At 62.9% G+C, this 23,574-nt stretch carries 20 protein-coding genes; 9 read left to right on the top strand and 11 right to left on the bottom strand.

The features are described 5' to 3' along the window. Positions 1 to 88: 88 nt before the first annotated feature. Complete coding sequence (locus AC1DUY_RS18475) at positions 89 to 1,585, bottom strand: caspase family protein (RefSeq protein WP_478116112.1); 1,497 nt, start codon at positions 1,583 to 1,585, stop codon at positions 89 to 91. Positions 1,586 to 1,852: 267 nt separating this feature from the next. Between AC1DUY_RS18475 and AC1DUY_RS18470 the strand changes: the two genes are divergently transcribed. Then, the gene (locus tag AC1DUY_RS18470; RefSeq protein WP_478116110.1) at positions 1,853 to 2,665 is read left to right on the top strand and encodes an N-acyl homoserine lactonase family protein; all 813 of its coding nucleotides are present in this window, start codon (positions 1,853 to 1,855) and stop codon (positions 2,663 to 2,665) included. A gap of 4 nt (positions 2,666 to 2,669) precedes the next feature. On the opposite strand, the gene AC1DUY_RS18465 is transcribed toward AC1DUY_RS18470, so the two are convergent. Further along, positions 2,670 to 3,143, bottom strand: coding sequence for a MarR family winged helix-turn-helix transcriptional regulator (locus AC1DUY_RS18465; protein ID WP_478116108.1), 474 nt, complete (start codon positions 3,141 to 3,143; stop codon positions 2,670 to 2,672). Positions 3,144 to 3,287: 144 nt separating this feature from the next. On the opposite strand from AC1DUY_RS18465, the gene AC1DUY_RS18460 reads away from it, so the two are divergent. The 4 genes from AC1DUY_RS18460 to hmgA all read left to right on the top strand — a co-directional run bounded on the left by AC1DUY_RS18460 (position 3,288) and on the right by hmgA (position 7,669). Beyond that, positions 3,288 to 4,901 (top strand): FAD-dependent oxidoreductase, encoded by a 1,614-nt coding sequence (locus tag AC1DUY_RS18460; RefSeq protein ID WP_478116106.1) that lies wholly within the window; start codon positions 3,288 to 3,290, stop codon positions 4,899 to 4,901. After that, positions 4,898 to 5,122 carry a DUF2783 domain-containing protein gene (locus tag AC1DUY_RS18455; RefSeq protein ID WP_439073545.1) on the top strand — a complete coding sequence of 75 codons (225 nt, stop codon included), beginning with the start codon at positions 4,898 to 4,900 and terminating at the stop codon, positions 5,120 to 5,122. Before AC1DUY_RS18460 ends, AC1DUY_RS18455 begins: the two co-directional genes overlap by 4 nt. A 135-nt stretch (positions 5,123 to 5,257) precedes the next feature. Next, entirely contained in the window at positions 5,258 to 6,208 is a 951-nt protein-coding gene (locus AC1DUY_RS18450) for an MBL fold metallo-hydrolase (protein ID WP_184512912.1), read from the top strand. A gap of 114 nt (positions 6,209 to 6,322) precedes the next feature. Then, positions 6,323 to 7,669 (top strand): homogentisate 1,2-dioxygenase, encoded by a 1,347-nt coding sequence (gene hmgA, locus AC1DUY_RS18445; RefSeq protein WP_478116103.1) that lies wholly within the window; start codon positions 6,323 to 6,325, stop codon positions 7,667 to 7,669. Positions 7,670 to 7,679: 10 nt separating this feature from the next. On the opposite strand, the gene AC1DUY_RS18440 is transcribed toward hmgA, so the two are convergent. After that, positions 7,680 to 7,991 (bottom strand): DUF1272 domain-containing protein, encoded by a 312-nt coding sequence (locus tag AC1DUY_RS18440; RefSeq protein WP_441231246.1) that lies wholly within the window; start codon positions 7,989 to 7,991, stop codon positions 7,680 to 7,682. A 77-nt stretch (positions 7,992 to 8,068) separates the two neighbouring features. Next, on the bottom strand, positions 8,069 to 8,536 hold the full coding sequence (locus AC1DUY_RS18435) for an Lrp/AsnC family transcriptional regulator (protein ID WP_184512917.1): 468 nt from the start codon (positions 8,534 to 8,536) through the stop codon (positions 8,069 to 8,071). A 133-nt stretch (positions 8,537 to 8,669) separates the two neighbouring features. Here AC1DUY_RS18435 and hppD point away from each other — a divergent pair, with 133 nt between their 5' ends. After that, positions 8,670 to 9,794, top strand: coding sequence for a 4-hydroxyphenylpyruvate dioxygenase (hppD, locus tag AC1DUY_RS18430; RefSeq protein ID WP_478116100.1), 1,125 nt, complete (start codon positions 8,670 to 8,672; stop codon positions 9,792 to 9,794). Positions 9,795 to 9,972: 178 nt separating this feature from the next. Here hppD and AC1DUY_RS18425 read toward each other — a convergent pair whose 3' ends face one another. The 4 genes from AC1DUY_RS18425 to AC1DUY_RS18410 all read right to left on the bottom strand — a co-directional run bounded on the left by AC1DUY_RS18425 (position 9,973) and on the right by AC1DUY_RS18410 (position 15,098). Then, complete coding sequence (locus tag AC1DUY_RS18425) at positions 9,973 to 11,055, bottom strand: CaiB/BaiF CoA transferase family protein (RefSeq protein ID WP_478116098.1); 1,083 nt, start codon at positions 11,053 to 11,055, stop codon at positions 9,973 to 9,975. Positions 11,056 to 11,294: 239 nt separating this feature from the next. Continuing rightward, a complete protein-coding gene (locus AC1DUY_RS18420) occupies positions 11,295 to 12,095 on the bottom strand; it encodes an FAD binding domain-containing protein (RefSeq protein ID WP_478116096.1) in 801 nt (266 codons plus the stop codon). 74 nt (positions 12,096 to 12,169) lie between these two features. Next, positions 12,170 to 14,524 (bottom strand): xanthine dehydrogenase family protein molybdopterin-binding subunit, encoded by a 2,355-nt coding sequence (locus AC1DUY_RS18415; RefSeq protein ID WP_478116094.1) that lies wholly within the window; start codon positions 14,522 to 14,524, stop codon positions 12,170 to 12,172. An 88-nt stretch (positions 14,525 to 14,612) separates the two neighbouring features. Continuing rightward, positions 14,613 to 15,098 (bottom strand): (2Fe-2S)-binding protein, encoded by a 486-nt coding sequence (locus AC1DUY_RS18410; protein WP_068737631.1) that lies wholly within the window; start codon positions 15,096 to 15,098, stop codon positions 14,613 to 14,615. 355 nt (positions 15,099 to 15,453) lie between these two features. Between AC1DUY_RS18410 and AC1DUY_RS18405 the strand changes: the two genes are divergently transcribed. From AC1DUY_RS18405 to AC1DUY_RS18395, 3 genes are all read left to right on the top strand, one after another. Beyond that, on the top strand, positions 15,454 to 16,125 hold the full coding sequence (locus AC1DUY_RS18405; RefSeq protein ID WP_093758046.1) for a 3-oxoacid CoA-transferase subunit A: 672 nt from the start codon (positions 15,454 to 15,456) through the stop codon (positions 16,123 to 16,125). Then, a complete protein-coding gene (locus tag AC1DUY_RS18400) occupies positions 16,122 to 16,826 on the top strand; it encodes a 3-oxoacid CoA-transferase subunit B (protein ID WP_439079024.1) in 705 nt (234 codons plus the stop codon). The genes AC1DUY_RS18405 and AC1DUY_RS18400 overlap by 4 nt, the downstream gene beginning before the upstream one ends. 282 nt (positions 16,827 to 17,108) lie before the next feature. After that, positions 17,109 to 19,154 carry a methyl-accepting chemotaxis protein gene (locus AC1DUY_RS18395; RefSeq protein WP_244558494.1) on the top strand — a complete coding sequence of 682 codons (2,046 nt, stop codon included), beginning with the start codon at positions 17,109 to 17,111 and terminating at the stop codon, positions 19,152 to 19,154. A gap of 138 nt (positions 19,155 to 19,292) precedes the next feature. On the opposite strand, the gene atzF is transcribed toward AC1DUY_RS18395, so the two are convergent. Genes atzF through AC1DUY_RS18380 form a run of 3 tightly spaced genes read right to left on the bottom strand, consistent with a single transcriptional unit; the run spans position 19,293 to position 23,527 of the window. Beyond that, the gene (atzF, locus tag AC1DUY_RS18390; RefSeq protein ID WP_478116091.1) at positions 19,293 to 21,098 is read right to left on the bottom strand and encodes an allophanate hydrolase; all 1,806 of its coding nucleotides are present in this window, start codon (positions 21,096 to 21,098) and stop codon (positions 19,293 to 19,295) included. Positions 21,099 to 21,152: 54 nt separating this feature from the next. Next, the gene (locus tag AC1DUY_RS18385; RefSeq protein WP_478116089.1) at positions 21,153 to 22,796 is read right to left on the bottom strand and encodes a regulator; all 1,644 of its coding nucleotides are present in this window, start codon (positions 22,794 to 22,796) and stop codon (positions 21,153 to 21,155) included. After that, entirely contained in the window at positions 22,793 to 23,527 is a 735-nt protein-coding gene (locus AC1DUY_RS18380) for a cysteine hydrolase family protein (RefSeq protein ID WP_478116087.1), read from the bottom strand. The genes AC1DUY_RS18385 and AC1DUY_RS18380 overlap by 4 nt, the downstream gene beginning before the upstream one ends. Positions 23,528 to 23,574 lie beyond the last annotated feature (47 nt).

Genomic DNA, 23,574 nt, shown 5'->3' with positions numbered 1-23,574 from the left:
GTTCAAACCGGGCTTGCGACTTTCCTACGATTTTCTTGCGACTTTCCTGCGAAATCCTGGTGACCTCTGGGGATCGCCAGATGCCGTTCTATCGAACGCCGTAGCCGGCAAATTCCTTGACGATGTCCGGGTCCATGGCCTTGGCATTGGTGATGTCGAGATCGCCTTCCGCCGTCTGGCCAAGGCGATGTTTGGCGAGCCCGCGGCCATAGAGCGATGAGGTCAGCTGCGGATTGATCTTCAGCGCAGCGTCGAAATCCGCAATTGCATTCTTGCTCTGGCCGTTCTTGAGGTTGACCAGGCCGCGGCTGTCCAGCGCATCGACGAAATTCGGCCGCAGGCGCAGGGCTTCATTGCAGTCCTTGAGCGCGGCGGCGAGGTCGCCGGTCACGGTGCGCGCCCAGCAACGATTGTTGTAGGCCTCGACATCCTTGGGATTCAGTTTGATCGTGGCGTCGAAATCCTTGATGGCCGCGGAATAGGCGCCCTTGCTGGCATAGACCTGGCCACGGCGATACAGCGCGCCGGCGTCTTCCGGATTATCGGTCAGCTTGACGTTCAGCGATTTGACGGTCGGATCCTCCGCCAGCGCCAGCAGGATCTTGTTTTCGTCACGGGGCGCTTCAGCGGCGACGGCGGGAGCAGGAGTCGGTGCCGCGGCCGGCGCAGGCGCTGCTGCTGGAGCAGCCGGCGTGGGTGCAGCAGGCGCTGGGGCGACAGGTGCGGCGACGACTTCCTGCTTGGCCACAGCAGAGGGGCGCGGTGTCGCAGCCGGCGCCGGATCGGCCGGTTTGGCTTCTGCCACAGCGGCCGAGGCCGGGCGCGTTCCCGCTATGAAAGAGAAGTCTTCTGCGAGCGACGACGAAATCCACGGCACCTGCTCGCTGCGCGACGCGCGGGTAACGTTGACGCGGGTCCGGTTCAGCGTCTGCTCGGCGGTGAGATCGGGAACCCGGATTTCCTTCAGCAATTCGCTGACAAACAACCCGTGATCGCCGCCGCCATCGCTGACGACCGAGCTCAGAGCCGCCGAATACATCACAAGCGTGCCGCTCGGTGCGATCACCGGAGCGAGCCCGGCGGAGAAGCTGCGGAACCGGCGCTCGAACGGATTGCGGCGGGATGCGTCCAAAAGCGCAATCTTGACGCCGGCGCCGCGGCCGTTGATCTCGCCCAGCACGGTTTCGAGGCTGAAGCCGTCGCGGCGCACGTCGGGCTCGGTCCAGATCTGGGCATCGACCGGGATCATGTAACTCTGCCGCGCGGACTGGATGCCGAAGCCGCTGAAGAACACCAGCGCCACGGAGCCGGGCTTCACCTTGCCGTAGAATTTGTCGAGCGCCCGGCGCATGCCATCACCGCCGAGATTTTCCCCGGTATCGACCTCAAATCCGTCACGCTTCAATTCGGCGGCGACGTCGCGGGCGTCGTTGATAGGCTCCTTGAGCGGAGCTTCGGCGTCCGGATATTTCGCATTGCCGATCACCAGTGCGATCCGGTGGGTCCGATCTTCCGCGGCGGAGGTCTGCCAGATGGGCGTGGCGGCAAACGTCAGGAGAGCGATCAGAGCAATGCGCATTTTCATAATGAAACCGGTCCACACTTGAGGGCGCTGTCCAAGCTGCGGCTTGCGCCGCAGCGACACTAATCCACGCCATTCGCATTATCAAACCGGCGTGATCGCGGCTGTCAACGTGCTGTGTGGGCGCCAGCTATCGCGTCAATTCACCACGCGTCTGGCGTTGTCGCTACAGTCCCGGTTCCCGGTCATTCCGGTGGCTGGAACGGTTTGACCTTTCCCGGCAGCAATGGCTTGTTGCGCATAACAACGATCGGGAATGGGACGGGACGAATGAGCGTGACTTACGAAATCTATGCGATCCGCTATGCCACGATGACGCCGCGGACGCCGCCGATGAATTATCTCGCACCCGATCCCCATGAGACCGCAGCGGCCGATCTCGATTATTTCGTCTGGCTGATCCGCGGCGGTGGCCGCGACATCCTTGTCGATACCGGCTTCAACGAAGCCGCCTCGAAAGAACGCAGCCGCAAGCTCACGATCAATCCCATCGATGCGCTGGCCGATTTCGGCGTTCGCGCGGCGGACATCCGCGACGTCATCGTCACGCATCTGCATTACGACCATGCCGGCAATCTCGATCGCCTCCCCAATGCCAGGTTCCATCTGCAGGACCGCGAGATGAGCTACGCGACGGGCCGCTGCATGTGCAACGGGCTGCTGCGGCATCCGTTCTCGGCGGAAGACGTCACGCTGATGGTGCGACACGTGTTCAATGAGCGCGTCACGTTCCACAATGGCGATGGCGAGGTTGCGCCGGGCGTCACACTGCACCGCGTTGGCGGCCATTCCGACGGTCTGCAGATCGTACGCGTGCAAACCGCGCGCGGCCCGGTGGTGCTCGCCTCGGACGCCTCGCATTACTACGGCAACATGCAGCGCCGCAGCCCGTTTCCGATTGTCTACAATATCGGCGACATGTGCGACGGCTGGACGGCCTGCGAGCGCCTTGCCGGCCACCCCGATCGCATCATTCCCGGCCATGATCCGCTGGTACGTGAGCTCTATCCGCGCGTCGAGGGCAGCAAGGCCGATGCCTATGCGCTGCACGAGATGCCGTCGCGCTCCTTTGTGAAAGACTAATCGCTCAATAGGCGCCGACCTTGTGACCGTGCCGGGTCTGCACGAGGTCGAGACTACGCTCGATCTTGCCGAGCGCAGCCGCGAAATCCTTGCGTTCCTGTGCCGTTAAACACGACAAAATATCGCGTTCCTTGTGCAGCAGGCGTGGGATCAGCTCTTCATAGAGCGCGGTGCCTTTCGCGGAAAGACGCAGTTCGAAGGCGCGGCGGTCGTCTTCGTTCTCGACCCGTTCGATCAGTTCGCGCTCCAGCAGGGTCGTCACCGCGCGGCTGATGGTGGATTTATGCGTGCGTGTGCATTGCGAAATGAACTGCGCGCTGCAGGCGTCGTCGCGAAAGCCCAGCGTGGCGATGACGCGCCATTCCGGAATATCGAGCCCGTAGCGCACTTGATATTCGTCGGACAATGCGGCGCTGACCTCCGCGGCCAACCGGTTGAGCCGGAATGGAACGAACTGAAACAGGTCGAATTTTGCCACGGAGCCACCAATTCTGCTGTTGACGCCGCCACGGGTCCGGCGTTTAGATGGTTGCAAATGAGACTATCTTAGAGGGAGTACGATCCGTTGGCCAGACCAGCGTTGATCCGAAAATACATCCGGTTGCAGGGCAGGGGCTGAGCCATGGCGCAGCATGTCCGCCAGTTTGCCTATCGCCGCCATGCCGATCAGGCGCGGTCAGCTGCCGCTGCGGCGCATCATCCCGTAGTGGTTGTTGGTGCTGGCCCTGTCGGCCTGTCGCTGGCCATCGATCTGGCGCAGCGCGGCCAGCGCGTGGTGCTGCTCGATGACGCCGATCGCATCGGCGATGGCTCGCGCGCGATCTGCTTCTCCAAGCGCTCGCTCGAATATTGGGACCGTCTCGGTGCCGCCCATCGCATGATCGACAAGGGCGTGGTGTGGAAGGTCGGCAAGATCTTTCTCGGACCGGACATGCTGTACCAGTTCGATCTGCTGCCGGAGACCGGCCACAAGATGCCGGCCTTCATTAATCTGCAGCAATATTACGCTGAATCCTTTCTGGTCGATCGCGTGCATCAATTGCCGGAGATCGATCTGCGCTGGCGCAACAAGGTCATCGCGCTGGCGCAGCACAACGATCACGCCGAACTCACCATCGAGACGCCCGATGGGCCATACACGCTGCGCGCCGACTATGTCGTCGCCTGCGATGGCGCGCGCTCCGGGCTGCGCGGCATGGTTGGCGCGGACTTTTCCGGCGAGGTATTCGAGGATCAGTTCCTGATCGCCGACGTCAAGATGACCGCGGAATTCCCGACCGAACGCTGGTTCTGGTTCGATCCGCCATTCCATTCCGGCCAGTCCGCACTGCTGCATCGTCAGCCCGACGATGTCTGGCGTATCGATCTGCAGCTCGGGCCGGATGCAGACCCCGCCGAGGAGCGGCGGCCGGAGAAGGTGCGTCCGCGCATCGCGCGCATGCTCGGCCACGACGATTTCGATTTCGAGTGGATCTCGGTCTACAAGTTCCAGTGCCGCCGCATGCAACGCTTCCTGCATGAGCGCGTGATCTTTGCCGGCGATGCCGCGCATCAGGTATCGCCGTTCGGTGCAAGAGGCGCCAATTCCGGCCTCGAAGACGCCGAGAACATCGCATGGAAGCTCGCACTGGTGCTGGCCGGCGACGCGCCGGCGTCGCTGCTGGCGAGCTATGACGCCGAGCGGGGCCCGGCCGCAGACGAGAACATCCGGGCCTCGACCCATGCGACGGATTTCATCGCGCCGCATTCGAAGCAGGAGCAGCGCATGCGGCAAGCCGTGCTGTCGCTCGCCAGGGAAGCCGATTTTGCCAAGCGGATGATCAATGGCGGCCGGCTGTCCGTGCCGTCGGTCTATCAGACGCCGCTCTCGACGACCGATAGCGATGAGTGGTCCGGCGGCCCGCGACCGGGCGCGCATATGCCGGACGCGCCGCTCGTCGGCGATGAAGGCGCACACGTGTTTCTCTCGGAATGTTTCGCGGGGGCGGGGTGTGGCTTTACCGTGCTGCAGTCGGACGGTCAGGCGATCGAACTGCCCGAGGGCGTGGCGCGTCTGGTCGTCGGCGACGATGCGGCGCTGCGCGACGAGACCGGGCTGTTCAAGGCGCGTTATGGCGCCGACCCGGGTGCTGCCTATCTGCTGCGTCCCGATGGTTATGTCGCCGCGCGTTTCCGGCATCCGACGCAGCAGGCGATCAAGGCTGCGGTCGCGCGTGCCTGCGGGAGGCCGTCATGACGGCACTATCCACGACGTCCAATTTCGCCAGTCCCGACGACGCCTATCGTGCGATTGTCGAGGCGCATCGCGGATTGACCGACGATCAAAGCGCGGCGCTCGATACGGCGCTGGTGCTGATCCTCGCCAATCATATCGGCGATGCTGCTGTGCTCGGTGACGCGATTGCGCTGGCGAAGCGGCGGCTGCCGAATGTGAGGGACGAGACGAAGCGAAAATAGCAGAAGCCGTCATTGCGAGGAGCGAAGCGACGCGGCAATCCAGAAAACCACAAAGAAAGACTGGATTGCTTCGTCGCAAAAGCTCCTCGCAATGACGGCCCAGAGGCTAAAGACAAATACAAAGGGGAATATCGGATGACCAAAGGTTTCGCATCCACCACCGACATGACCGAGAAGAAGGTCACCTTCTCGGAGATCGGTACCGATCTCTATGCCTTTACGGCCGAGGGCGATCCGAACTCGGCTGTCATTGTCGGCGATGATGGTTGCATCGTGTTCGACGCGCAGGCGACGCCGGCGATGGCCAACAAGGTGATCGAACGGGTGCGGACGGTCACCGACAAGCCGATCAAATATGTCGTGCTGTCGCATTATCATGCGGTGCGCGTGCTCGGTGCGTCCGCCTACAAGGCGCAGGGTGTCGTCGCGTCGCAGGAGACCTATCGGCTGGTGGAAGAGCGCGGCCAGCAGGACTGGGATTCCGAATTCGGCCGCTTCCCGCGCCTGTTCCAGGATGCCGAGAGCATTCCCGGCCTGACCTGGCCGACGCTCACTTTTGAAGGCGAGATGTCGATCTTCCTCGGCAAGCGCGAGGTGCGGCTGATGCAGCTCGGCGCCGGCCATACGTCCGGCGATATTGTCGCCTGGGTGCCGGATGCCGAGGTGATGTTCTCCGGCGATCTCATCGAATATCACTCGGCCTGCTATTGCGGCGATGCGCTGCTGCGCGAATGGCCATCGACGCTGAACGAGATCCGTGCGTTCAACCCGAAAGCGATTGCGCCCGGCCGCGGCGATGCACTGAAGGGGCTGGAAACGACCCGCGAGGCGATCGCGATGACGCGTGACTTCGTGATGTCGCTCTACGGCGCGGCGGAGCTGTCGGTCGCCAAGGGACGCAGCCTGAAGGAGACCATGGCGTCGACCCGCGAGGTCATGGACAAGAAGTTCTCGAGCTTTGCGATCTACGAACACTGCCTGCCGTTCAACGTGTCGCGTGCCTTCGATGAAGCGTCGGGAATCGACGACCCCGTGATCTGGACCGACAAGCGCGACCGCGAAATGTGGGCCGCGCTCCAAGGGTAACGTAGTAGATTCGTCATTGCGAGCGAAGCGAAGCAATCCAGAAGGTCACAAAGGAAGACTGGATTGCTTCGTCGCAAGCGCTCCTCGCAATGACGATAGGAAAAGGAGGATGAGATGAACATCACCACCAATCCCGATCTGATCAGCCGTGCGACGTCCAATGTCACGCCGGGCTACATGTCCGGTTTTGGCAATTCATTCGAGACCGAAGCGCTGCCGGGCGCGTTGCCCATCGGCCGCAACTCGCCGCAGCGTGCGGCCTATGGGCTCTATGCCGAACAGCTCTCCGGTTCGCCCTTCACCGCGCCACGCGGCACCAATGAGCGGTCCTGGCTCTATCGCATCCGCCCATCGGTGAAACATTCGGGCCGCTTCGAGAAGGCAGATAGCAAGCTGTGGCGCACCGCGCCGTGCCACGAGAACGATCTGCCGATCGCGCAATTGCGCTGGGATCCAGCGCCGATCCCGAAGGAGGATATGACCTTCCTGCAGGGCGTGCAGACCATGACCACGGCCGGCGACGCCGGCACCCAGGCCGGCATGGCAGCGCATGTCTATCTGATCACCAAGTCGATGGTTGATCAGCATTTCTACAATGCTGACGGCGAGATGATGTTCGTGCTGCAGCAGGGCAATCTCCTGTTCGTCACCGAATTCGGCCGCATCGATGCCGAGCCCGGCGAGATCGTGGTGATCCCGCGCGGCGTCAAGTTCCGCGTCGAACTCACGGGCGGCGCGGCGCGCGGCTATCTCTGCGAGAATTATGGCGGCGCCTTCACGCTGCCGGAGCGCGGGCCGATCGGCGCCAATTGCCTCGCCAATGCGCGCGACTTCCTGACGCCAGTGGCCGCCTATGAAGACAAGGACACGCCGACCGAACTCTATGTGAAATGGGGCGGCGCGCTGTTCAAGACGGTCCTGCCGCATTCACCCATCGATGTCGTGGCCTGGCACGGCAACTATGCGCCCTATAAATACGATCTGCGCACCTTCTCGCCGGTGGGCGCCATCGGCTTCGATCATCCGGATCCGTCGATCTTCACGGTGCTGACGTCCCCGTCGGAAACGGCCGGCACCGCGAATATCGATTTCGTGATCTTTCCGGAGCGCTGGGCGGTGGCGGAAAACACCTTCCGTCCGCCGTGGTATCACATGAACATCATGTCGGAATTCATGGGACTGATCTACGGCGTCTATGACGCCAAGCCGCAGGGCTTTACGCCGGGCGGCATCAGCCTGCACAACATGATGCTGCCGCATGGGCCGGATCGCGAGGCCTTCGATCACGCCAGCAATGGCAAGCTGAAGCCGGTCAAGCTCACCGGCACTATGGCTTTCATGTTCGAGACCCGTTACCCGCAGCGTGTCACCGAACACGCCGCCACGACGGCGACGCTGCAGAGCGACTATGCGGATTGCTGGAAGGGATTGGAGAAGCGCTTCGATCCGAACAAGCGCTAGGTGCGCGAGGTCATCGCTCCCAGGGCGGGACGTCCTTGATGCGCGCCGAGTGCGCCGCGATGTCCTCGCTACTCTTTGATAGATGCACGCGTTTGTCCGATGGCGGGCGCTTGGCGACCGACAGGCCGGGCCGCCATTCGGTGGCGGGGCGGATCGGTCGCGGCGTAAAACCCCCGCCGCAATTTGGGCAGACATTGAAGAGTTTGCTCTCCACGCAGTCCGCGCAGAACGTGCATTCAAAAGTGCAGATGAATGCATCGCGTGCCGCGGGCGGCAGGTCCTTGTCGCAATATTCGCAATTCGGCCGCAGCGCCAGTGCCATCGATGTTGTCCTCCCAATTGATTGCCGCGATCTTCGCAGATCGCGATGCTGGTGAGAACGTCGATTGTGCAGAGCTGTCAGCTCCTCAGCGGCAGTTTCGATGTTTCCTTCAACCGATCGAGCACGATCGACGAGCGCACATGCGCCACGCTCTGATGCGGCATCAGTACATTGTTGACGAGGTCGGACAGTCCCTTGAGATCGCGCAGCACGGCCTTGAGCACATAGTCGGCGTCACCGGTCAGCGAGTAGGCCTCCTGCACCTCGTCGACCCGCTGCACCAGCGTGCGGAACTTCTTGGCATTGTCCGGCGAGTGGGTAGCCAGTTGCACCTGGATGAAGGCGATCACGTTGAAGCCGAGTGCGTCCGATGACAGGTCGGCGTGATAGCCGGAGATCACTTTCTCCTCTTCGAGCCGCATTCGCCGCCGTGAGCATTGCGAGGCCGAGAGGCCGACGGCATCGGCGAGCTGCTGGTTGGTCAGCCGGCCGTCATCCTGCAAGGCGGCCAGCATCTTGAGATCGAAAGCGTCCACCGGGATCATGCGTCAAAAGCCTCTTTCATGCGTGAACCGTGCATGAATGTCGCATATTCCATCCGAATTTGCATGCACCTTGCGTCGCAAACGACCGACACTCCAGGCAAGCGATAATGCAAATCAGCTTCGGGAGATCACCATGGGTCCGTTTCCGCACGACGCGCCGGCTGCCACCATCTCGGCACATAATCCGATGGGAACCGACGGCTTTGAATTCGTCGAATACGCGCATCCGAGGCCCGAAGAACTCCACGCGCTGTTCAGGCTGATGGGCTACGTGCCCGTCGCGAAGCACAAGACCAAGCACATCACAGTGTACCGCCAGGGCGATATCAACTACCTCGTCAATGAGGAGCCCGGCACCCACGGCTTCAATTTCGTCGCCGCGCACGGCCCGTGCGCGCCGTCGATGGCGTTCCGAGTCGTCGATGCGCAGGCGGCCTATGACCGCGCGATCTTGCTCGGTGCCGAGCCGGCGGATGTGATCGCAGCGCAGAAGACGGTCGACGTGCCGGCCATCAAGGGCATCGGCGGCAGCCTATTGTACTTCGTCGATCGCTATGGCGCCAAGGGCTCGGCCTATGACCATGAATTCACATGGCTCGGCGCCAAGAACCCGCGCCCCGAAGGCGCCGGCCTGTTCTATCTCGACCACCTCACCCACAACGTCCATCGCGGCCGCATGGACGTCTGGACCGGCTTCTACGAGAAGCTGTTTAATTTCCGCCAGATCCGTTTCTTCGACATCGAGGGCCGTGCCTCGGGCCTGTTCTCGCGCGCGCTGACCAGCCCGGACGGCAAGATCCGGATTCCGATCAACGAGGATGCCGGCGATGCCGGCCAGATCGAGGAATATCTCAACACCTATCACGGCGAGGGCATCCAGCACATCGCCTGCGGCGTGACGGATATCTACACGACCATCGAGAAGCTGCGCGCCGATGGCCTGCCCTTCATGCCGGCGCCGCCGCAGACCTATTTCGAGAAGATCGATGCACGGCTGCCGAAGCATGGCGAGGACGTGCCGCGCCTGCAGAAGAACGGCATCCTAATCGACGGCGAGGGCGTGGTCGCAGGCGGCGAGACCAAGGTGCTGCTGCAGATCTTCTCGGCCAATGCGATAGGACCGATTTTCTTCGAATTCATCCAGCGCAAGGGCGATGATGGATTCGGCGAGGGCAATTTCAAGGCGCTGTTCGAGTCGATCGAGGAAGATCAGATCAGGCGCGGTGTGCTGCACGTCGGCGATAAGACGGCGGCGTAGTCTTCTCCCTCCCCCAAGCAGCGCAGCTGCGCAGTGGGGAGGGTGGATCGACCGCGAAGCGGTCGAGACGGGTGGGGTGTTTCCCCACACACCGACGTTACGTGGGGCTCCCCCACCCGACCGGCCTTCGGCCGGCCACCCTCCCCACGCAAGCGCGGGGGAGGGATAAGAACAGGCGCTACGCGCCCTGCCACTCCTTCACCGCATCACCCAGCTCCACCTTCACGGCCGGCCGTGCCGCCGATGGCGTGCGCGAGAACCGCGGTGCGGGTGCCGGCTGTGTCGCGCCCTCGTGCTGGATGAAGACTTCGCGTGCCACCATATGCGGATGCTTGGTTGCTTCCGACATGGTCAGCACCGGTGCGAAGCACACATCGGTGCCTTCCATGATCTTTGACCACTCGTCGCGGCTCTTGGTCTTGAACACCGCGGTGAGCTTGTCCTTCACCGCGGCCCAATTCTTCGAGTCCATGTGATTGTCGTAGCAAGCCTCCGACAGCCCGGCGAGTTCGCGCAACTCGGCATAGAATTGCGGCTCGATGGAGCCGATCGAGATGAAGTTGCCGCAGCTGCATTCGTAGACGCCGTAGAAATGCGCACCGCCATCGAGCATGTTGCTCTCGCGACTTTCCTTCCAGCGACCGGCCGCGGTCATGTCGAAGAACATGGTGATCAAGGATGCCGCGCCGTCGCACATGGCGGCGTCAACCACCTGCCCCTGGCCGGAGCGGCTGGCTTCCAGCATGGCGGCGAGCATGCCCATCACGAGATACATTGAGCCGCCGCCGAAATCGCCCACCAGATTCAATGGTGGCACGGGCTTGTCGGCGCCGCCGATCGCGGCGAGGGCCCCGGTGATCGAGATGTAGTTGATGTCATGGCCGGCAGCCTGCGCCAGCGGGCCATGCTGGCCCCAACCGGTCATGCGGCCATAGACCAGTCTCTTGTTGCGGCCGAGGACGACATCCGGCCCGAGGCCGAGGCGCTCCATCACGCCGGGGCGATAGCCCTCCACCAGCGCATCGGCGCTATCCAGCAGCGACAGCACCTGTGCGATGGCAGCCTTGTCCTTGAGATCGACCTCAATGACCTTGCGGCCGCGTGACGCGGCGCCCTTCGGCATCTGCTTCGGCCGCACCAGCGTAATCACTTCGGCACCCATATCGGCCAGCAGCATGCAGGCGAACGGACCGGGGCCGATGCCGGCGAATTCGACGATGCGTGTGCCTTTGAGCGGGCCGGAGAGTTTAATGTTCTGCACGTGCGTTTCCCGTTGTGTGGTGTTGGTTACGGGAAACACTGGCTGCGGCGGCGCGCGAGGGCAAGCACCTTGTGGCCGCAGCAATGCATACGGCTATGCGTGAAATATTCCGGCTGTCATCGCCCGACTTGATCGGGCGATCCAGTATGCGTTGCAGCAAATGTGTGTGCTGCTGCTCGCAGCGGTGTTTACTGGGTTGCCCGGTCAAGCCGGGCAACGACACAGGAGAGGTTCGAGTTTTACCCCGCCGCTTTCACCGCGCGCTGTGCCATGACCTTGATGAGGTTGGCGCGATATTCCGCCGAGCCGTGGATGTCACCCATCAAGCCGTCGGCGGAAATCTTCACGCCATCCAGCGCGCCTGCCGACCAGTTCGCCTTCAGTGCCGCTTCGATCGCCGGCACGCGCACTACGCCGCTCTGCGATGCGCCGGTGGCGGCGACGCGGACCTCGCCGGACTTTGTCTGTGCGACGAACACCGCGGTGAGTGCGAAACGCGACGCCGGGTGGCGCATCTTGGCATAGCCGGCCTTGGCCGGAATGGGGAACGAGACCGATGTGATGATCTCGTCCTCTTCCAGCGCGGTCGAGAACAGGCCCTGGAAGAAATCGTCGCCTTTGATCTCGCGTTTGTTGGTCTTGATCGTGGCATTCAGCGCCAGCACGGCGGCGGGATAATCGGCGGCCGGATCGTTATTGGCAATCGAACCGCCGATGGTGCCGCGATAGCGCACGGCGGGATCGCCGAGCACCGACGTCAGATGCACGATGGCGGGAATTGCCTTCTTCGCCGCGGCGCTCTGCGTGATGTCGTAATAGGTCGTCGCCGCCTTGATGATCAGCGCGTCGGATGTTGCCTCGATGCCGATCAAGTCCTTGATCTTCGCGAGGTCGATGACATCCGAGGGTGCCGCAAGACGCTGCTTCATCACGGGGATCAGTGTGTGGCCACCGGCGAGATATTTCGCCTCGGGATGTTTGGCGAACAGCGCTGCTGCTTCGTCGACGCTGGCGGGGCGGTGATAAGTGGTCTCGTACATCGTATTGCTTCCTTATCTTTTGGTCGTGTTTTCTTGACGCGAACCGGCTTCCACTTCGCTTGAAAACACTCCGCTTATTCCGCTGCCTGCTGCAATTGCAGCGCTTCCCAGACACGGCCGGGCGTTGCCGGCATCTCGATCTTGTTATGGCCGAGCGCGTCCGTAATGGCGTTGATGACGGCGGGTGACGAACCAATCGCGCCAGCCTCACCGCAGCCTTTCACGCCGAGCGGATTGCCCGGGCACAGCGTCGTGGTGTGCGAGACCCGGAACGACGGCACGTCGTCGGCGCGGGGCATGGCGTAGTCCATGAACGACGCCGTCACCGGCTGGCCGTTATCGTCATAGATCGCGCTTTCGAGCATCGCCTGGCCGATGCCCTGGGCGAGGCCGCCATGGACCTGACCCTCGACGATCATCGGATTGATCAGCCGGCCGAAGTCATCCACTGCAACGAAGTCGACAATGTCGGTCTTGCCGGTGCCGGGGTCGATCTCGACCTCGCAGATATAGGCGCCGGCCGGGAAGGTGAAGTTGGTGGGATCGTAGAACGCGCCTTCCTTCAGTCCGGGCTCCATGCCATCAGGCAGGTTGTGTGCGGTATAGGCGGCGAGCGCGACCATCGGCAGCGCGATCGCCTTGTCGGTGCCGGCCACCTTGAACTCGCCATTCTCGATGACGATGTCGCCTTCGGAGGCTTCGAGCAGATGCGCGGCGATCTTCTTCGCCTTGGCTTCCACTTTCTCCATCGCCTTGAAGATCGCGGACATGCCGACCGCCGCCGAGCGCGAGCCATAGGTGCCCATGCCGAACTGCACTTTATCAGTGTCGCCATGGACGATCTGCACCTGATCGACGGAGATGCCAAGCCTGTCAGCGACCAGCTGCGCGAAGGTCGTCTCGTGACCCTGACCGTGGCTGTGCGATCCCGTCAGCACTTCGATGGTGCCGACCGGATTGACGCGGACCTCCGCGGATTCCCACAGGCCGACGCCGGCGCCGAGTGAGCCGACCGCCTTGGACGGCGCGATGCCGCAGGCCTCGATGTAGCAGGAGAAGCCAAGCCCGCGCAGCTTGCCGGCGGCTTTCGCTTTGGCCTTCCGCGTCGGGAAGCCCGCATAGTCGATGGCTTTCAGCGCCGCGTCGAGCGACGCGCCGAAGTCGCCAATGTCATAGGCCATGATGACGGGCGTCTGATGCGGAAACTGGGTGACGAAGTTGAGGCGGCGCAGCTCGGCCGGATCGACCTTCAACTGCCGCGCCGATGTCTCCATCAGCCGCTCCACCAGATAGCTCGCTTCCGGGCGTCCGGCGCCGCGATAGGCATCGACCGGTGTGGTGTTGGTATAGACGCCCATCACCTCGGCATAGATGGTCGGGATATTGTACTGGCCCGACAGCAGCGTGGCGTAGAGATAGGTCGGCACCGAGGACGAGAACAGCGACATATAGGCGCCGAAATTGGCGTGGGTCTTCACCCGCAGGCCCAGGATCTTGTTGTTGGCATCGAACGCCATCTCGGCATGGGAGATGTGATCGCGGCCATGGGCATCGGTGAGAAACGCTTCGGTGCGGTCGCCGGTCCATTTCACCGGGCGACGCACTTTCTTGGAGGCCCAGAGTGCGACCATTTCCTCGGGATAGATGAAGATCTTCGACCCGAAGCCGCCGCCGACATCGGGGGCGATCACGCGCAGCTTGTGCTCCTGCGCGACATTATAGAACGCTGACAGGACGAGCCGCGCCACATGCGGATTCTGCGATGTCGTATGGAGCGTGAAGTGCTCTTCGGCGTCGTCATATTCCGCGACGGCTGCGCGCGGCTCCATCGCATTCGGCACCAGCCGGTTATTGGTCAGGTCCAGCGAAACGACATTGGCGGCCTTGCTGAAGGCGTCATTGGTCAGCTTCTCGTCGCCGATCGCCCAGTCATAGACCACATTGCCCGGCGCTTCCGGATGCAGTTGCGGTGCGCCTGAGGCGAGCGCTGCGGTCATGCTGCTGACGGCAGGGAGTTCTTCATAAGTCACGACCACGGCCTCGGCCGCATCCTTCGCCTGGTTCTTGGTCTCGGCGATCACCACGGCGACTGCCTGACCGACGAAGCGCACGGTGTCCGGCGCCATCGCCGGCCATGCGCCCATTTTCATCGGCGTGCCGTCCTTGGAGGACACCGCCCAGCCGCAGATCAGGTTGCCGATCTTGTCGTCCACCAATTGCTGTGCGGTGAGCACGTCGACCACGCCCGGCATGTCCTTCGCCGCGGAAGCGTCGATGCCCTTCACTTTCGCATGGGCATGCGGGCTGCGGATGAAATGCGCGTGGGTGAGGCCGACGATCTTGACGTCGTCGACATAACGGCCGCGGCCGGTGATGAATCGCTTGTCTTCCTTGCGCGCAACGCGTGCGCCGATGCCTTCAACGCCCATCTCATGGGTCTCCCTGCCGGAGTTTTTGATTGTCCGCGCTTTCCATCGAAAGACGCGGTTGGCTCAGCTCAGATCAATGCGCTGCGGCTCATTCAGCCGCTTGCGCAACCTTCATGCGTCCGGCGGCGTCGAGCACCGATTTGACGATGTTGTGGTAGCCGGTGCAGCGGCAGATATTGCCTTCGAGCTCGTGGCGCACCGTCTCTTCATCGAGATCGCCCGCGTGGCGATTCACGATGTCGATCGCCGACATGATCATGCCAGGCGTGCAGTAGCCGCATTGCAGGCCGTGATTGTCGCGGAACGCCGCCTGCATGGGATGCAGCTGGTCGCCCTTGGCAATGCCTTCAATGGTGGTGACATTGGCGCCGTCGATCTGACCGACCAAAGTCGTGCAGGATTTCACGGCCTTGCCGTCGATATGGACGATGCAGGCGCCGCACTGGCTGGTATCGCAGCCCACATGGGTCCCGGTCAGGTTGAGATTTTCGCGGAGCAGGTGGACGAGAAGGGTTCTGTCTTCGACCGTGGCAGAGACAGATTTGCCATTGACCGTCAGTTTCACTGTGGACACGCAGACCTCCCGGTATTTTTTAATTATTCCAATTAGAAGCGCGGTCCGGAAAGTTTGCAACTGGGAATTTGGTGGGTGCTTCACCCTCCCCTGGWGGGGGAGGGTCGATGCGAGCGTAGCTCGCAGCGGGGTGGGGTGAAATCACAAGCGACGCAGTGTGTGGTCTCACCCCACCCCGTCTCGCATCCGCTTCGCGGGTGCTCACCGACCCTCCCCCTCCAGGGGAGGGTACGCGCGTATCCCTCCTGCAAATTTGTGCCTTCATATCCGCAGGCCGCAATGCTCTAGTCGCGGCGCAATAAATGCCGCAAGCGATTGCGGACAATAACAATTCCGCGACGAGGAGTTTTCGGGAGTGATCGACAAGCGCGTAGCCAGCGCGGCCGAGGCCGTGGCTGGGGTGAAGGACGGGGCAGTCGTCCTGGTGGCCGGGTTCGGTACTGTCGGCATTGCCGATGATCTGCTGGAGGCGTTGCACGAGCAGGGTGCGACCAATCTCACCATCGTCCACAACAATGCCGGCAATGGCGACACTGGTTTGGCCCGGCTGATCAATTCCGGCCGCGTCGCCAAGGTGATCTGTTCCTATCCGCGCTCCGGCGACTACAGCGCTTTCCTGAATGCCTATCGTGCCAAGACGCTGGAACTCGAACTGGTGCCGCAGGGCATCATCAGCGAACGCATGCATGCGCATGCCGCGGGACTTGGTGGCTTCTTCTCGCCTGTGACGGCGCATACCAAGCTCGCCGAGGGCAAGGAGACCCGCGAGATCGACGGTGTGCTGTATGTGTTCGAGAAGCCGCTGAAGGGCGACATTGCACTGCTGCGCGCCAAGAAGGCGGATCGCTGGGGCAACCTCGTCTATGACCAGTCGGCGCGTAACTTCAATCCGATCATGGCTATGGCTGCCGATCTCAGCGTCGTGCAGGTCAATGAAATGGTCGAACTCGGCAGTCTCGATCCGGAAGCGGTGGTGACACCGAGCATTTTCATCGATCGTGTGGTGGTAGTGGGAGCAAAGGCATGACGTCGTCTGATAAGACCGCAACATACAAGCCGCTCAATCGCGACCAGATGGCCTGGCGCGCCGCGCAGGACCTGCAGGAAGGCGCCTATGTCAATCTCGGCATCGGCATGCCGACGCGGGCGGCGAGCTATGTGCCCGATGGGCGCGAGGTGATCTTCCACAGCGAGAACGGCATTCTCGGTCTCGGTCCGAAGCCGGAGCCGGGCACGGAAGACGAGAACCTGATCGATGCCGGCAAGAACTACACGACTCTGATCAAGGGCGGCGTGTTCATGCACCACGCCGACGCGTTCCTGATGATCCGCGGCAAGCATCTCGATGTCAGCCTGCTCGGCGCCTTCGAAGTCTCCGAAGCCGGCGATCTCGCCAACTGGACTACGGAAGACCCGGCCTTCCCGCCCGGTGTCGGCGGCGCGATGGATCTCGCGGTCGGCGCCAAGGAAATCCGCGTGATCATGGATCATACCGACAAAGCCGGTAAGCCGCGCATTCTCAAGACGTGCCGGCTGCCGCTCACGGCACCGGGCTGCGTCAAGCGCATCTACACCAATCTGGCGGTCATTGACGTCACGGAGCAGGGCCTGTTCGTGCGCGAGATGGTCGAGGGCATGACGCTGGAACAGTTGCAGGCGCTCACCGAGCCTAAGCTGCAGCTCGCCAACAACTGGCAGTCGCTCACCCCGCCCGCAATGGCGGCGTAGTTGGCTCGTCATTCCGGGACAGGACGGACCGCGTAGCGGGCCGGCATGGGCCCGGAATCTTGAGCTGCTTTGCACAACATATCGAGATTCCGGGTTCGGTCCCGCCGCCTACGGCGTCGGCCCGCCCCGGAATGACAGTCCTGTTCGCCTGCCGCGCAACCTCCAGAAGTTCCGGTATCCGTTTACTCGTCCTTAGCCAATGTGCCGTAGGTTTGGGCATCGGCTTTGCGTGTGCTTGCACGCGATGACCGGGATGTTGGGAGTGATGAACGGGGGCCCCACGTGGCAACGACGACGCTTGTCCGGAAGAAGCCGGCTTCTTTTAAGTTTCCTGCCCTCAGGTTCCGCGCCAAGGTGACGCTGGGCTTTGCGGCCGTACTCGCCATCTCCGCGCTCAGCATGGTGCTCGCTTATGTCGGCTTCGAGCGCATCTCGGCCGGCGTGGTGTCGTATCGCACCAGCGTTGCGGAGTCCGGTCTGGCCCGCAATATCGACCGCGAACTGACCTCCTATCAGGCGCTAACGCGCTATTACGTCCTCACCAGCAATGAAGCGGACGCCAAGGCAGCGAAGGCTGCGGAAACAAGTCTGAAGGACGCCATCGACCAGTCGATGAAGGTGACCAAGGACTCCGCGCGGCTCGACAAGATCACCAAGCTGTCCCGCGAATTCATTACGTTCACCAAGGTGTTCGCCGACATTCTCACGGTCAAGGGACAGAACGACGCCATCGCCTCGACCCAGTTGTCGCGCACCAGCCTGATGCTGCGTAACAAGATCGATGATCTCGGCGATACCGCGACCATGGCCGGACTTGCCTCCGTGCAGGATCAGGTCAAGGAAATCACCACCCAGTTCATCACCGCGACCTCGCTCGTGAACACCTATATCGGCAAGGCCGAGGACAAGACCTCGAATGCCGCAACGGCTCGCATCAAGTTCCTGCAGAACTCGTTTGCGACGATCTATGCCAATGACGACAAGATCAACAACAAGGTGAAGGAGATCACCGCGGAGACGAAGCTCTACGCTGATGCTTTCGTCAAGTTCGTTGAGAACACCAAGAAGGTCGACGGTCTCGTTCAGGAAATGTCGGAGACGGCGGGAGCGATCACCAAGCTGTCGACGGCGATGAAGGGGGATCTGCTGTCCGATCAGCAGCGTCTTGAAACCGAATCCGACACCACGATCCACGATACCGAGCGCCAGGTGATGGTGCTGGGCGTTGGCGGCTTCATCGTCGGTGCCATCCTTGCGCTGCTGCTGGGCCGCAGCATTGCCGGTCCGATGATTGCGATGTGCGCAGCGATGCGCAAGCTCGCAGCCGGCGACTTCGAAGTGGTGCTGCCGGGTCTTGGCCGCCGCGACGAACTCGGCGACATGGCGTCCGCCGTGGAAGAGTTCAAGGTACAGGCCATCGCAAAGGCCGAGCGGGATGCCGCGACTCAGGAAGAGCAAAGCCGCGAGGCCGGTGCGGCGCGCCGTGCCGAACTCATCCGCTTTGCTGACGATTTCGAGGCCGCCGTGGGCGCGATCGTCTCGAACGTGTCGGCATCGGCCGGGCAGCTGGAAACCGCAGCGGGCACGCTGACGCGCACCGCCGAGACCACCGAGGGATTGTCGAGCCGCGTCGCCGGCGCATCGGATCAGGCCTCCTCGAACATGCAGTCAGTGGCGACCGCGACCGAGGAGCTCTCGCTGTCGGTCAATGAAATCGGCCGCCAGGTGCAGACCTCCAGCAAGATCGCCGACAGTGCGGTCGTGCAAGCGCAGCAGACCGATGCCCGCATCGGCGAGTTGTCGCGCGCAGCGCAGCGCATCGGCGACGTCGTCGATCTCATCACGGCGATTGCCGAACAGACCAACCTTCTGGCGCTCAATGCGACCATCGAGGCCGCGCGGGCCGGAGATGCCGGCCGCGGCTTCGCGGTTGTGGCGTCCGAAGTGAAGTCGCTGGCCAGCCAGACCGCAAAGGCAACCGAGGAAATCTCGACCCAGATCGCGGGCATGCAGAGCGCGACGCAGGAGTCGGTGTCGGCGATCAAGCAGATCGGCAGCACCATCGGTGAGATTTCCGGCATTGCGTCCGAGATCGCCAGCGCCGTCGAGCAGCAGGGCGCTGCCACGCGCGAAATCGCACAGAACGTCCAGCGGGTTGCCCACGGCACCCAGCAGGTCGCCGGCGATATCGTCGACGTCAACCGCGGCGCGACCGAAACCGGCGCGGCGTCGGCTCAGGTGCTGAATTCGGCACAGACCCTGTCGAGCGAAAGCGCGCGCCTGCGCGCCGAGCTGGACCGGTTCATGGGGAATATCCGGGCGGCGTAAACGCGATGCCCGCACCTATAACTCCGTCATGCCCGGGCTTGTCCCGGGCATCCACGTCTTTGCCGCAAAGTGAGACGTGGATGGCCAGGACAAGCCCGGCCATGACAGCGTTTTTATGAGCAACGCCGCAAAAAGCCGCTACTTCACGCTCGCTATATAGGCCCGCCATCCGCCAAACGACGAGATGTCCCGCGCGCCTTCCGTCGCTTTGGCTTCCACGAGGAAGCCCTTGACGCTCGATCCGTCGGACAGCGTCAGTGTGCCGATCGACATCGGCTGCGGAAGCGATGCAACGAATTTGCCGAAAGCCTCCGCCGACAGCGCCCAGACTTCGACGGCGATTTCCGCGCCCGTACCCTCCGCGACGCGCAGCAGGCCGGGCTTCGCCGGCGTCGTGCCGTTGAGCGCATAGAATTTGTAGTCCGGCGCCGTCGTCGTGGCTTTCAGCAGGCGACCGTTCAGTGCCTGCAACTCGCCGTTCAGCGCCATGCCGGAGAGATGCGCGCCGACCACCGCGATCGCGATTTCGCCGGCGGCGACTTCGGTGGACAGCGGTGCGAGCGCCGGCTGTGGCAGGGCCCTGGCGCCAACCGGCAATTTGGTGTCCGCATGAAACACGCGTCCGATGCTGGCCAGCAAGGCGTCGTCGCCGCCCGGCGCCAGCAAAGTGATGCCGAACGGGATGCCGTCGGCACGCATCGCTGCGGGGATGGCGAGGCCGCAGAGGTCGAGCAGGTTGACGAAGTTGGTATAGGTGCCGAGCCGCGAATTGAGCTCGATGGGATTGGCGAGCACCTGCGCCGTCGTATAGGCGGTCGGCGCGGTCGGCAGCACCAGCGCGTCGATAGCAGTGAAAGCCTGCTCAGCGACACGCTTCAGCTCCTGCAACTTGTACAAAGCCGCAAACGTATCGGTCGCGCTCTGGCGTGCACCGGCGATGGTGATCTCGCGCGTCACCGGATGAATTGCATCCGGCGCAGACGCCAGCAGATCGCGGATCACCAGCAGGCGCTCGGCGACCCATGGTCCATCGTAAAGCAGTCGCGCGGTCTCATAGAACGGCTCGAGGTCGAACTCGACCAGCGTCGCGCCCAGCGAGGTCCAGCGCTTCAGCGCGTCCGCATAGGCTTTCTCCGAGGCCTTGTCGCCGAAGAAGATCAACTGGCCATTGCGCGGCACGCCGAGCTTGAGGTCCTTCGGAAACGCGGTGAGCGAACCCGGTACCCGCCTGCGCGAATAGGGATCATGGGCGTCATAGCCGCCCATCACATCGAGCGCGGCAACAGCATCGTCCACCGTCAGCGTGAAGATCGACACGCAATCCAGCGTCCGGCACGCCGGCACCACGCCGGCGGTCGGGATCAGGCCGAGGCTCGGCTTGAGGCCGACGATATTGTTGAGCATCGCCGGCACGCGGCCGGAGCCGGCTGTGTCGGTGCCGAGTGTCAGCGGCACGAGGCCTGCGGATACTGCAACGGCAGAACCGGAGCTCGATCCGCCGGGCACAAGATCGTCGCGGATCGCATTCTTGGGAATGCCATAGGGCGAGCGCACGCCGACCAGACCTGTCGCGAACTGGTCGAGATTGGTCTTGCCGATGATGATCGCGCCAGCGGCGCGCAGCCGCGCCACGGCGCTGGCATCGCGTGTTGCATGATAGGCGAAAGCGGGACAGGCGGCGGTAGTCGGCAGACCGGCGACGTCGATATTGTCCTTCACGCCGACCGGCACGCCGTAGAGCGGCAGCGTCGCGGGATCCTTCGCAGCGAGCGCCTCGGCTTCGGCGATCGCTTCGGCCTCAACGCGGAGCGTGATGAAGATCGCCGTGTCACCGCGGTCGCGGATGCGCTGATAGCTACGGGCGACTGTCTGTGCAGGCGTCACGGTGCCGGCGCGGTGCGCGGCAACGATGGCGGCGATCGTTTCGGGAACGGACTCACTCACGATGCGAACCTGCTGCGGATGGCACGGGTGTGCCACCCGCAGGTTGAGACGATGTTATTCAGCAGGCACGGCAAGTGGCGGCTCCGATTGCGGGACAGAAGACAGGCTGGTTGCGCCGAACTTGTCCGCGGCAAAGAGCCCGGCTGCAACAAGAGCATAAGCGAGAGCGACGCCGGGCGTCACCCCCAATCCGCCGCCGATCCCGATGGCCTCGCCATGCATGAAGCCGAAATAGGTCAGGACGGCGCCGGCCAGAGCGAAGGCCGAAGCGTTGAGGAATTTGCGTTCGATGACGAACACCGCGATGGCGCCGAGCACCAGGCCGACCAGGATCGAGCCACCGCCCATGACTTCGAGGCCGTGGAACAGCACGCCGTTCTGTCCCATCTTGGCGATGAATTCGGGCGAGTGGATCGCGCCGAAATTCATCCCGGCGGCGCCGAGTGCGCCCGACAGCAGCACGGTGGCCCAGGCCGCAAGATGCGGCGTGAGTGCAAGCGCGATAGCCGGCGCGTGCTCGCGCGGCGTGGTCTCGAAGGCCTGCGCACAGATCAGCATGCCGATATAGAGGAGGATCGGCGAGATCGCGACCACCGGGATAACGGCCAGCATCAGCGAGATGACACCGAACCAGGACAGCACGATCACCATCAGGCCGGTCGCAGCCGAATAGCCGATCCGGCCGCCCATCGCCTTCCAGCCGGGATGGCCGATATAGACGGCGTTGATGAAGGGGTTGCCCATCAGGCAGCCGATCAGTGAGACGACGCCGTCGGCGGTCAGCACGCGGGTGGTCGGATATTCGTCGCCGGCAGCTTCCGCGCTCTCGACGTTGTCCATCGCCTCGACCAGATCGTAGATGCCATAGGGAATGGCGGTGACCAGGATGATGCCGAGGAACTGGAATCCCGAGAACACGTGATCGAGGGCCGGCAGCGGCACCGAGAAGCCGAAATTGGTGAAGGCGGCTTTCACCCCGGCGACACTGACACCGCCGATACCGACTCCAAAGAGATTGGAGCCCCATGCGATCACCATGCCGACGCCGATCGCGACGAGGCCTGCCGGAATCCCCTTGGGATATTTATAGCCGCCGAACCAGCTCAGCATGATGATGGCAAAACATGTGAGGCCGATCACCGGCGTCATGAACATTTCCAGCGCCGGGCGCATCGCGATGAAGGCGATGGAAACGCCGGCCAGCGTGCCAAGCAGCGCGGCGCGCGGTGTTACCTTGCGGATCCACGGCGCGATGAAGCCGCCGATCATCAGGATGAAGCTCTGGAAGAACACCCAGACGAGGCCGGCTTCCCAGCCCTTGATGGGATCGCCGGTGGTGATCGAGATCGGCAGCATGATCACGAAGGTGACGATGAACATATGCGGCACGCTGATGCCCGAGGGCAGCGCGCAGACATCGCTGCGGCCGGTCTTCTGCGCCAGTTTGTAGGCGAGCCAGGCGTAGTACATCGTCGACAGGCACATCATCAGGCCCATCGCCGGCAGGATGCGTCCGAACACGATGTTGTCAGGCATTTTCAGGACGAAGCGCAGCAAGCCGGTCAGCACCAGCATGTTGACGAGAATATTGGTGCCGAAGCCGAAAAACGCATTCCAGTCGCCCGGCGTCCATAGAGCGGGCTTGAAGTCGGATTTGCCGGCAGAATCTTTAGAAAACGTCCCCGCGGTCGTGCTCATCGTGATGCTCCTGCTGCAAGTTTGTTGGAAGTCTCCGGTGCATTTTCAGAAAGTGTCATTGCTTCAAGGATTGCGGCGGATGAGGCGACCCAGCCGAAGATGCCGCCCTGGGCCTTGATCATCTTCAGGCCCATCTCGTGGAATTCAGGAAAGTAGGACGCGCAGCCGTCAGAAATGACGATGCAGCGATAGCCGCGGTCATTGGCCTCGCGCACGGTGGTGTTGACGCAGACCTCCGTGGTGACACCGCAGACCAGCAGCGTGTCGATGTCGCGCGCCTTGAGATCGGCGCCGAGCGTCGTGGCGTAGAATGCGCCCTTGCCGGGCTTGTCGATGACGATCTCGCCTTCGACCGGATAGAGCGCGGGAATGATGTCGTGACCGGCCTCGCCGCGAATGAGGATGCGTCCCATCGGACCGGGATCGCCGATCCGCAGGGACGGCGCGCCGCGTTCGATCTTGGCGGGCGGCGCGTCAGAGAGATCGGGCAGGTGCCCCTCACGGGTGTGCACCACCATCATCCCGGTTTCGCGGGCGGCTTTCAGGACCGCAGCGATCGGGGCGACGGCGCTGGCGAGTTGCGACACGTCATTACCCAGCGTCTCGCCGAAGCCGCCGGGCTCCATGAAGTCGCGCTGCATGTCGATGATGACGATCGCTGTCGTGCCCCAGTCGACCGCGATCGGGCCGGGTTCTGCAAGGACCGCCGTTGTATGCAGTGAGTCCGCCATTGCCGTGTACTCCCCGAGGCATGGATGTCTCAGAGGTTAACAAAGCA

This window comes from Tardiphaga sp. P4_G1 (assembly GCF_056401215.1).
This window is presented reverse-complemented; position numbering and strand designations above follow the sequence as displayed.

Coding starts and splice junctions, on each gene's coding strand:
- AC1DUY_RS18475 (WP_478116112.1), bottom strand. CDS start 1,585: ATGAAAATGCGCATTGCTCTGATCGCTCTCCTGACGTTTGCCGCCACG.
- AC1DUY_RS18470 (WP_478116110.1), top strand. CDS start 1,853: ATGAGCGTGACTTACGAAATCTATGCGATCCGCTATGCCACGATGACG.
- AC1DUY_RS18460 (WP_478116106.1), top strand. CDS start 3,288: ATGGCGCAGCATGTCCGCCAGTTTGCCTATCGCCGCCATGCCGATCAG.
- AC1DUY_RS18455 (WP_439073545.1), top strand. CDS start 4,898: ATGACGGCACTATCCACGACGTCCAATTTCGCCAGTCCCGACGACGCC.
- AC1DUY_RS18450 (WP_184512912.1), top strand. CDS start 5,258: ATGACCAAAGGTTTCGCATCCACCACCGACATGACCGAGAAGAAGGTC.
- hmgA (WP_478116103.1), top strand. CDS start 6,323: ATGAACATCACCACCAATCCCGATCTGATCAGCCGTGCGACGTCCAAT.
- AC1DUY_RS18440 (WP_441231246.1), bottom strand. CDS start 7,991: ATGGCACTGGCGCTGCGGCCGAATTGCGAATATTGCGACAAGGACCTG.
- AC1DUY_RS18435 (WP_184512917.1), bottom strand. CDS start 8,536: ATGATCCCGGTGGACGCTTTCGATCTCAAGATGCTGGCCGCCTTGCAG.
- hppD (WP_478116100.1), top strand. CDS start 8,670: ATGGGTCCGTTTCCGCACGACGCGCCGGCTGCCACCATCTCGGCACAT.
- AC1DUY_RS18420 (WP_478116096.1), bottom strand. CDS start 12,095: ATGTACGAGACCACTTATCACCGCCCCGCCAGCGTCGACGAAGCAGCA.
- AC1DUY_RS18415 (WP_478116094.1), bottom strand. CDS start 14,524: ATGGGCGTTGAAGGCATCGGCGCACGCGTTGCGCGCAAGGAAGACAAG.
- AC1DUY_RS18400 (WP_439079024.1), top strand. CDS start 16,122: ATGACGTCGTCTGATAAGACCGCAACATACAAGCCGCTCAATCGCGAC.
- AC1DUY_RS18385 (WP_478116089.1), bottom strand. CDS start 22,796: ATGAGCACGACCGCGGGGACGTTTTCTAAAGATTCTGCCGGCAAATCC.
- AC1DUY_RS18380 (WP_478116087.1), bottom strand. CDS start 23,527: ATGGCGGACTCACTGCATACAACGGCGGTCCTTGCAGAACCCGGCCCG.